We start from the raw sequence: 9,010 nt of genomic DNA on the forward strand, positions 1-9,010 counted from the left end.
CCGAGGGGACGGTGCTGCTGCGCGACCGGACCCGGTTCGCCGCGCCCGCCCTCGTCGACGGGGACGTGGGCATCGTGGTCGCACCGGGCGGACGGCTGCTGCTCGCGCTCCGGGTGACGGTGGAGGGCGGGCGGGTCGCCGGGTACGAGGTGATCGCGGATCGGGAGCGGTTGCGAGGGGTCGAGGTGGCTGTGTTGGGAGCGGGGGCTTGATCAACTCGTGCGACAGACCCTGCTCAGCCCGTCATGTCGGTCACTGCCGTGTCGGTCACTGCCGTGTCGGTCACCGTGATCGCGGTCACCGGGCAGGCGCGGGCCGCCTCGCGGAGCATCGGGTCGCCGGCGCCGTCCTCCTTTCCGGGCAGCACCGTGCTGTAGCCGTCGTCGTCCTGGGTGAAGACGCCCGGGGCGGCCAGAGCGCACTGGCCCGCCCCGATGCAGAGGTCCTTGTCGATGTGGATTTCGGTGTGCATGGAACGCAGCCTCTTACCAGGTCACGGGGAGTTCCAGCATCCCCTGGATCGTGTCGCCCGGTTTGAAGGGGATCTCCTCCGCCGGTGCGGCCAGGCGCAGCGTGGGCAGCCGGTCGAAGAGGCTGCGCAGGGCGATCTCCAGTTCGGCGCGGGCCAGGTTCTGGCCGAGGCACTGGTGGATGCCGAAGCCGAACGCGATGTGGTGACGGGCGGGCCGGTGCCAGTCCAGGGCGTCCGGGGCGGTGTAGACGTCCTCGTCGCGGTTGACGACCGAGGTCGAGAAGAGCACTCCCTCGCCGGCCCGGATCGTCACGCCGTCCACCTCGATGTCCTCGACGGCCAGCCGCATCAGACCGTCCACGATCGACAGCGTCCGCATCAGCTCCTCGACCACGTCCGGCAACAGCCTTGGATCGTCCCGCAGTTCGGCCAGCCGCTCGGGATGGCGCAGCAGCGTGAACGTGCCGAGGGAGATCATGTTGGCGGTCGTCTCGTGCCCCGCGACAAGGAGGATGAGGCCGAGGGCGGTCAACTCGGCGCGGTCCAGGGCCCCTTCGTTCAACTGGTGCCGGACGAGGTCGTCCAACAGTCCCTCGCCCGGGTCCTGTTGCTTGCGGTCGATCAACTCGCCCAGGTAGTGGTCGAGTTGCTCGCGTGCGTCCTGGCTGTCCTCGGGCCCGGGACCGCGCAGCAGCCGCCGGGACTGCGCCTCGAAGAACTCGTGGTCGGCGTACGGGACGCCGAGCAGCGCGCAGATCACCATCGAGGGCACGGGCAACGCGAACGCGGGCACCAGGTCGGCGGGCCCGCCCCGGGCGATCATCGCGTCGAGCCGTTCGTCGACGATCCGCTGGATGTCGGGCCGCATCGCCGTGGCGCGTTTGACGGTGAAGCCGGGGATCATCATGCGGCGCTGGGTGCGGTGCTTGGGGTCGTCGACGCCGACGAGTGCGGCCGTACGGTTCCGGAACGCCGCGAAGCGCGGGGTGGTGGCGGGGAAGCCGGGGCGGGTGCGGTCGGAAGACAGGCGCTGGTCGGCGAGCAGCGCGCGGGCGGTGGCGTGGCCGGTGACCAGCCAGGCCGGATGGCCGTCGTAGAGGGTGATGCGGGTCAGCGGGCGGGCGGCGCGGAGGGGGTCGTAGCCGGTGGGCGGGTGGTAGGGGCAGGTGCGGCTCTGGGGGAAGGCGACGGGTTCGGTCAGGTCGGCCGGGGCTGTCAGATCCGTCAGATCCGTCATGGAAGACCTCGCAGACGAAGAGTGCGTCGTGCCGATCTTCATTAGATGCCCGAGGCACCTATGAGGCCACCTGAAGTTCGGCCAGATCGGTGGTCCCTACAATCTGGCTGAACCCGGCGGTCCGGTTCGCGGCCCCATGGTCACCGCGCACCCGATCCGCCGCCGAAGGCACGGGCCACGGCGAGGCTGTCCTCGTACACGTGATGACGGACGATCAGCCCGTCCCGGACGGTGAGGTGCAGGGCGAACCTGGCGCGATACGGCCGTCCGGTGGACCTGACGGTCAGCCGGATCTCGCCGAACACGACCGCGTCCGCCCCGTCGACCAGGACGCGCTCGATCTCCGTGGCCGCCTGTTCCGGCACATGGTGAGCGGCGATGTCCCGGAAGTGGGCGGCGGCGTCGGCGCGGCCGGCCCGGTGCCGGATCCACGGCGTGGCGGCCCGCCCGTGCTCGTCCTCGGGCCAGTTCAGCTTCCAGTCGGCGTGCTCGGCGTAGAGCTCCGCGATGTGCTCGGGCCCGGCGTGGCCGATCCGGTGGAGCAGGTCCTCGACGACGGTGCGTGTGGTCGGGGTCGCGGACATGCGGGTGCCCTCTTCTCGTCCGGTGATCGTGCGGGGTGTCGAACTGTGCCGGAGGGGCCGTGCCGGCGCGATTACCTCGGGGGTAGTCACCCGGTGGAGGGAGCGTGGCCGAAGAGGGTCGCGGTGTGGATGAATCGCGCGTCGGCTGGTGTTGAATCTCGGTGCGAGACAGCCGTAGAACGCGAGATGGGACGGATGCCATGCCTCTTGAGGGCGAGTACGAACCCAGCCCGACGCAGTGGGTGCGCGACCAGGTGGAGCTGTACGAGAGCTCCGGTGGCACCAAGGGGACGACCTTGATGGACACGGGTATGCCCGTCATCCTGCTGACGACCGTGGGCGCCAAGAGCGGGAAGATCCGGAAGACCCCGCTGATGCGGGTCGAGCACGACGGACGGTATGCCGTGGTCGCCTCGCAGGGTGGCGCGCCCAAGCACCCGGTCTGGTACTTCAACGTCCAGGCCGACCCCCGGGTGGAGCTTCAGGACGGCCCGCAGAAGTGGGATCTGACGGCCCGGGAGGTCACCGGCGAGGAGAAGGCCGAGTGGTGGGAGCGGGCGGTCGCCGCGTATCCCCCGTACGCCGAGTACCAGACGAAGACGGACCGGCAGATCCCGGTGTTCGTCCTCGAACCGGCCGACGGAAGCTGACACTTCAGGCCGGTCCACAGCCCGGAGGAGATTTCTTGTTCCGAGGCGCATGACCCGGTGCCCGCCGGGCACCCGCCCTTCAGGCCCCGCCGCGCTCCCCCGTCGCGGCGGGGCTTTCCGCTGCGTCCGGCGCGGGCCGGTCGTCCATGACGCCCCTGGTTGTGGGCCGTGTCGCTCATCCTCGCCCACCACCCCCGAAGGTCCCTCTACCGAAGCACCGGTTTCGATGGCACCGTCGGGGTGCCGACCGTCCCGGCCCGCCCTCTCGTCCGCAGAAGGAGACCCCCGTGGCCAAGAACAAGAAGAAGAAACTCCCCCTCGTCTACCAGCCCGTCGGTCTCGTCCTGGGCATGGTGAGCGGCGCCCTCGCGGGCCGCACCTTCCGCGCCACGTGGAAGGCGATACGGCACGAGGAGGACGCCCCCGACCCGCTGGACCGGGACCGGGGCTGGGCCGAGATCCTGTTCGCCGCCGCGCTCCACGGCGCCCTGTTCGCGGTGGCGCGCAGCGCGGCGGACCGCACCGGCGCGAAGGCCATCGAGCGCTCGACCGGTATCTGGCCGGCGAAGGACAAGGGCGGCCGGAAGTAAGGGGGTTGAGGGGCCTCAGCCCTATCCGGATGTCGTCGGCGGCACCGGGCGGAGGGTGAAGGAGTGGCCGCCCGGGTCCGCGTAGACGCGCTCCTCGTACGGGCCCGGCATGTCCTTGGTCTCCAGCGCGCGTCCGCCGAGGCCGATGATCCGGCGCTCCGCCTCGTCCAGGTCCTCCACCAGGAAGTCCAGGTGGACCTGCTGGTTGTTCTCGGCGCGGGGCCAGCTCGCCGGGGTGGCGCCGGCGTCGCGGCGGAACGCCAGCCGGATGCCGTCGGCACCCCTGATCTCCACTTGGTCGACCGAGATGTCCGTCTGTTCGCCGTCCAGCAACTCCGTGTAGAACACGGCGAGCTTCTCCGGCTCGACCGCGTCGAGCACCACAAAACCAGCGTTCACGAGTGCCATGTGTCCTCCGAGGATTCAGGCGCGCAAGGGTCGAGTCCGGTTGCCACGCACCCAACGGATATCCCCGTTCGGCCAGTTGATGCCGACGGTCGGCCCCGATCGGCGAACCTTTCAGCCGGCCGTCAGCCACTCCCCGTCGCGCATCAGGTCGCGTCCCTTGAGTTCGTCGGCCTCCCGCCAGGCCTGGACGCGCCGCGGAAGCACCCTGAAGTAGCTGTAGGGCGTGGCCAGTTGCCGTGGGTCGAAGCCGGTCTTCGAGGCGAAGATCTCGGCGTCCTCCTCGGGCAGGTCGGCGGGTGTCAGCATCACGACCGTGCCCTCGATCATCACTACGTCCCGGGTCGGCCCGATGCCGATCCGGGCCACGCCGGTCGCCGCGAGGTTCCGGCCCGTAGGACTCGCGGCCGGCGTGGCGAACAGCAGGGTCGTGCCGTCCCACACGAAAGACAGCGGGACGAGATAGGGCGCTCCCCCGTCCGCACCGGCCGTGGCGACCCAGGCGTCCTCATCCTGTTCCAGCCGGCGGAGCGTGTCCTGCGTGCGCTGTTTCGCGGTGCGTGCGGGCTCTTGGGTCATGGCCCCAGTTTGCCGTTCACCCCTCGGCCGCCGCACGGATCTCGGCGAGCCGGGCCGCCGCCGCGCCGAGCAGCAGGTCCTGCGCCGCGGGGTAGGAGCTGTGCCGCATGGTGGCCACGAGATGGCGGGCGGTGGCCGCGATGTGCGGGTGCGTGTCGGCGGGCAGTCGTGCGTATGTCGCCTGCCATACGGCGGCCTCCGCCTCGCGGGCCGGTTTCGGCAGCGCCGTGTTCGCGGAGTCGAGGGCGCCGAAGGCGAGGGCCTGGTCGACGTAGGCGTGGTAGATCCGCACCGCGTCGACGTCGGGGAAACCGGCCCCGCGCAGCACTCCGAGGATCGTCTCCACGGCCTGGATCTCGTACACCCGCCCGGTCACCCGGTACGAGCTGAGCATCGCCGCCCTCGGGTGCGCGAGCGCGCCCGCGTGCATGCGCAGGCCCAGGTCCCGCAGGTCGGCCAGCCAGTCGCCGGTGGGGTGCCAGGTGCGCAGTGTGCGGCCGATCAGCTCGTCGGCGACGGCCAGCATCAGGTCGTCGGCGTGCCGGAAGTAGCGGTACAGGGAGCTGGGGTCGGCGCCGAGGGCGCGGCCGAGTCGGCGTACGGAGAGGGCGTCGGCACCGTGCTCCTCGATCAGTCTGAGGGCGGTCTCGACGATCAGTTCTTCGGACAGGACGACGCCCTGTTTGGTGGGACGTCTGCGCCGCCGGTCGGCGGCCGGGACGACACGCTCGCTCATACGACGACCTCCTCGATGCTCGTGTGCCGCGTGTCCGCACCTTATGACAACACCGTTGACCTGTTAAGTGCGCGGGCAGTTTCATGTGCGTTCACCGGGGCCGTTCGGGCCCCCCGGTGCGAGCGGAGAGCACGCCATGATCGACACGCCACCCCCGTCGGGGCCCGCACTGCGCAAGTCCCTCGGTCTGCTGGACGGCGTCGCCATCGCCGCGTCCAGCACCGCCGCGACCACCAGCATCGGCATCGGTCTGGGCGTCACCGCCGGGGTGGTCGGGCTGCATCTGCCGGCCATCATGCTGCTCGCGTTCCTGCCGATCCTGGGCATCGCGGGCGCCTACTCCCGGCTGAACAAGGTCGAGCCGAACGCGGGCAACGGCTATGTGTGGGTGGGCCGTTCACTCACTCCGTGGCTCGGCTTCCTGGTCGGCTGGGTGAACATCGTCGCGACGATCGCGTTCCTCGCGTACACCACGGCGGTCACCGGCTCGGCCATGATCCAGCTCGCCGGGGAGGCCGGAGTGCACGCGGTGGGCGGCCTCACCCTGGACCCGGGCTCGACTGCGCAGACGACCGCCGTGGGCATCGTGGTCCTGGTCGCCGTCACCCTCACCGCGGTCACCGGCGTCCGCACCGCGGCCCGCCTCCAGACCGGACTGCTGATCTTCGAGTACGTCGTCCTGCTCGGCTTCTGCGGCTACGGCATCGTCACCGGCCCGCACGCCTTCAGCCTGAGCTGGTTCGACCCCTTCGCGATCCCGTCGGCGGCGGCGCTCGCGCAGGGCCTGCTCCTCTCGGTGTTCTGCTACTGGGGATTCGAGGCCGCGTTCACCGTGAACGAGGAGGTGCGCGACCCGCGTGACGCGTCCCGGGCCGGCCTCATCACCCTCGTGACGATGCTCGGCCTGTTCCTGCTCGGCTCGATCGCCTTCCAACGGGTGCTGTCCGAGGGCGAGTTGGCGGGCCACGGCGCGCAAGGGCTGGCGTACTTCGGCGACAGGCTCGCCTCCCAGCCACTGGCCGCGCTACCGCTCGTCGCGCTGATGTTCTCGGCGGTCGCCTCGCTCCAGGCCGGCGTGATCCCCACCGCCCGGGGCATGTTCGCGATGAGCCGCGACCGCACGCTCGGCCCAGTCTGGTCCAAGGTCAGCGCACGCTACGGCACTCCGGCCCTCGGCACCCTGCTGATCGGCGCGCTGGCGACGGCAGTTGCCGCACTGGCGCTGGTGATCTCCCGCCTCGCCGACATGATCATGGCGACGGTGAACGCCGTAGGCATCGTCGTCGCCCTCTCCTACGCGCTCACCGCCCTCGCCGCCGCCGTACGGTTCCGTTCCCTCCTCCGCGAGGACTGGCGGCAGGGCGTGCGCGCGGTGGTGCTGCCCACGCTGAGCGCCCTCGCCCTGCTGGGGCTCGGCGGCTACCTCGCCTGGTCCTTCTACACGTCCACCGACCACCTCGAAGTCAGCGCGGACAACGGCTGGTTCCTGCTGCTCACCCCGGCGGCGATGATCGTCTCGGGTTTCGTGGCCGCCGCCTGGGCGAAGTGGGTACGCAGGTCGCCCTACTTCCAGTCCGGTCGGGGCACCGACGCCGACGCTCCGCAGCTGCTCGCCGCCTCTCGATGACCCCGGCAAGGAAACGGACCATGCACGCAGACCTCCTCTTCACCAACGGCCCCGTCCTCACTCCCGACGGCCGCACCGCGACCACCGTGGCCGTCACCGGCGACCGCATCACGGCCGTAGGACATGCCGAGGTGCGCGACCTCGCCGGACCGGGCACCCAAGTCGTCGATCTGGCCGGGCGGTTGCTGCTGCCCGGGTTCCAGGACGCGCATGTGCATCCGGTGCCGGCGGGGCTTGAGCTGACCCAGTGCGATCTGACGGGGACCAGGACCGCGCAGGACACCCTCGCCGCCGTGCGGGCCTACGCGGACGCGCATCCCGAGCGGGAGTGGATCACCGGGGGCGGATGGTCGATGGAGGCGTTCGAGGGCGGTACGCCGACGAAGGAGCTGCTGGACTCGGTCGTACCGGACCGGCCGGTGTATCTGCCCAACCGTGACCATCACGGCGCCTGGGTCAACAGCCGTGCACTGGAGTTGGCGGGCATCACGCGGGACACACCCGACCCGGCGGACGGTCGGATCGAGCGGGACGCCTCGGGTGGACCGGCCGGGACGCTCCAGGAAGGGGCGATGCAGCTGGTCGGCAGCCTCACGCCACCGACCACCCCGGCCGACCGGCTGGCCGCGCTGCTGCACGCCCAGCGGCATCTGCACGCGCTCGGCATCACGGCCTGGCAGGACGCGATCGTCGGGAAGTTCGCGGGGATGGACGATCCGTCGGACGCGTATCTGACCGCCGCCCGCGACGGCTCGCTCACCGCGCGTGTGGTCGGCGCGCTGTGGTGGGACCGGGAGCGCGGGGCCGAGCAGATCCCCGAACTGGTCGAGCGGCGGGCCGCGTTGAGCCACGGCCGGTTCCGGGCGGGGAGCGTGAAGCTGATGCTGGACGGGGTCGCCGAGACCGGTACAGCCGCCCTGCTCGACCCCTACCTCGACAAGTGCGGCTGCGCCACGGGCAATCGGGGCACGAGCTTCATCGACCCGGATCAACTACCCAAGTACGTCACCGAGTTGGATGCGCTCGGGTTCCAGTGCCATTTCCACGCGCTGGGCGACCGGGCCGTACGGAACGCGCTGGACGCGGTCGAAGCGGCGCGGGAGGCGAACGGTCCGAGTGACACCCGGCCGCATCTGGCGCATCTTCAGGTGGTGCACCCGGACGACGTGGCGCGGTTCGCGCGGCTCGGCGCGGTCGCGAACATCCAGCCACTGTGGGCCGCGCACGAGCCGCAGATGGACGAGCTGACGATTCCGTTCCTCGGGCCCGAACGGGCCCTGTGGCAGTACCCGTTCGGGGCGCTGCTGCGGTCCGGGGCCACCCTCGCGGCGGGCAGCGACTGGCCGGTCAGCAGTCCCGATCCGCTGCACGGCATCCATGTCGCGGTCAACCGGGTCGAACCCGGAGGCACCGGGCCGGTGTTCCTGCCCGGCGAGCGCATCGGGCTCGCGGAGGCGCTCACGGCGTACACCGCGGGTTCGGCGTACGCGAACCATCTGGACGACACCGGCCGGGTGGCGGCGGGAGCGCTGGCGGATCTGGTGGTCCTGGACCGTGATCCATTCGCCGCTCCGCCGGAGGAGATCGCGGAGACGCGGGTGGCGCTCACCTACGTGGGAGGGGCGGAGGTGTACGCGGCCCACGGGGTGTGATCGACGTGGTCGTACATGGACAGGTGTCCAGTTATAGTGGACACCTGTCCAAGACAACGAGGGGTCGACTGATCGTGGAAACGCTCGCGAACGTGCTGGTTGGCCTGGTGGCCGCGCTGCATCTGTACATCCTGGTGCTGGAGATGTTCCTGTGGCAGAAGAAGCCCGGTCGCGGCCTGCACGGCTTCGACCCCGAAATGGCAAGAGCCACCGCGCCGTTGGCCGCCAACCAGGGGCTGTACAACGGCTTCCTCGCCGCGGGCCTGGTCTGGGGCCTGATCGCCGCCGACCCGACCGGCTTCCGCGCCCAGGTGTTCTTCCTGAGCTGTGTGGTGGTCGCGGGCGTCTACGGCACGCTGACGGCGAACCGGCGCATCCTGTTCGCGCAGGCGCTGCCCGGCGCGCTGGCCCTGGCCGCGGTCCTGATCGCCCGGTGAGCCGCGCCGAGCCCGAGGACAAGCGGGCCGCCCGCACCCGG

Annotated in this window: 11 protein-coding genes and 1 pseudogene; 6 read left to right on the plus strand and 6 right to left on the minus strand. The window is 70.9% G+C overall.

What is annotated here, in order from left to right; translation table 11 throughout:
* Positions 1–212 (plus strand): annotated as a pseudogene (locus R6V09_RS38500) (RNA polymerase subunit sigma-70); the annotation flags it as partial.
* 23 nt (positions 213–235) lie between these two features.
* On the opposite strand, the gene R6V09_RS38505 reads toward R6V09_RS38500, so the two are convergent.
* The 3 genes from R6V09_RS38505 to R6V09_RS38515 form a co-directional block, all read right to left on the minus strand.
* Positions 236–472, minus strand: coding sequence for a ferredoxin (locus tag R6V09_RS38505; protein WP_317886127.1), 237 nt, complete (start codon positions 470–472; stop codon positions 236–238).
* A 13-nt stretch (positions 473–485) separates the two neighbouring features.
* The gene (locus R6V09_RS38510; RefSeq protein ID WP_317886128.1) at positions 486–1,709 is read right to left on the minus strand and encodes a cytochrome P450; all 1,224 of its coding nucleotides are present in this window, start codon (positions 1,707–1,709) and stop codon (positions 486–488) included.
* 140 nt (positions 1,710–1,849) lie between these two features.
* A complete protein-coding gene (locus tag R6V09_RS38515; RefSeq protein WP_317886129.1) occupies positions 1,850–2,293 on the minus strand; it encodes a nuclear transport factor 2 family protein in 444 nt (147 codons plus the stop codon).
* Between the two features lie 200 nt (positions 2,294–2,493).
* Here R6V09_RS38515 and R6V09_RS38520 point away from each other — a divergent pair, with 200 nt between their 5' ends.
* Together R6V09_RS38520 and R6V09_RS38525 are read left to right on the plus strand one after the other, a co-directional pair.
* A complete protein-coding gene (locus tag R6V09_RS38520) occupies positions 2,494–2,943 on the plus strand; it encodes a nitroreductase family deazaflavin-dependent oxidoreductase (RefSeq protein ID WP_317886130.1) in 450 nt (149 codons plus the stop codon).
* Between the two features lie 287 nt (positions 2,944–3,230).
* Positions 3,231–3,533, plus strand: coding sequence for a DUF4235 domain-containing protein (locus tag R6V09_RS38525; protein ID WP_317886131.1), 303 nt, complete (start codon positions 3,231–3,233; stop codon positions 3,531–3,533).
* Between the two features lie 21 nt (positions 3,534–3,554).
* Here the strand turns inward: R6V09_RS38525 and R6V09_RS38530 are convergent, their stop codons facing one another.
* From R6V09_RS38530 to R6V09_RS38540, 3 genes are all read right to left on the minus strand, one after another.
* Positions 3,555–3,941 carry a VOC family protein gene (locus R6V09_RS38530; protein WP_317886132.1) on the minus strand — a complete coding sequence of 129 codons (387 nt, stop codon included), beginning with the start codon at positions 3,939–3,941 and terminating at the stop codon, positions 3,555–3,557.
* A gap of 111 nt (positions 3,942–4,052) precedes the next feature.
* A complete protein-coding gene (locus tag R6V09_RS38535) occupies positions 4,053–4,517 on the minus strand; it encodes a pyridoxamine 5'-phosphate oxidase family protein (RefSeq protein ID WP_317886133.1) in 465 nt (154 codons plus the stop codon).
* Between the two features lie 16 nt (positions 4,518–4,533).
* Entirely contained in the window at positions 4,534–5,253 is a 720-nt protein-coding gene (locus tag R6V09_RS38540; protein WP_317886134.1) for a TetR/AcrR family transcriptional regulator, read from the minus strand.
* 136 nt (positions 5,254–5,389) lie between these two features.
* Here R6V09_RS38540 and R6V09_RS38545 point away from each other — a divergent pair, with 136 nt between their 5' ends.
* From R6V09_RS38545 to R6V09_RS38555, 3 genes are all read left to right on the plus strand, one after another.
* Entirely contained in the window at positions 5,390–6,880 is a 1,491-nt protein-coding gene (locus R6V09_RS38545; protein WP_317886135.1) for an APC family permease, read from the plus strand.
* A gap of 20 nt (positions 6,881–6,900) precedes the next feature.
* Positions 6,901–8,532, plus strand: a complete 1,632-nt coding sequence (locus tag R6V09_RS38550) for an amidohydrolase (protein WP_317886136.1) — start codon at positions 6,901–6,903, stop codon at positions 8,530–8,532.
* Between the two features lie 74 nt (positions 8,533–8,606).
* Positions 8,607–8,969 (plus strand): DUF1304 domain-containing protein, encoded by a 363-nt coding sequence (locus tag R6V09_RS38555; RefSeq protein ID WP_317886137.1) that lies wholly within the window; start codon positions 8,607–8,609, stop codon positions 8,967–8,969.
* Positions 8,970–9,010: the final 41 nt, after the last annotated feature.

Origin of the sequence: Streptomyces sp. W16 (genome assembly GCF_033194735.1) — a bacterium.
GTDB lineage: Bacteria > Actinomycetota > Actinomycetes > Streptomycetales > Streptomycetaceae > Streptomyces.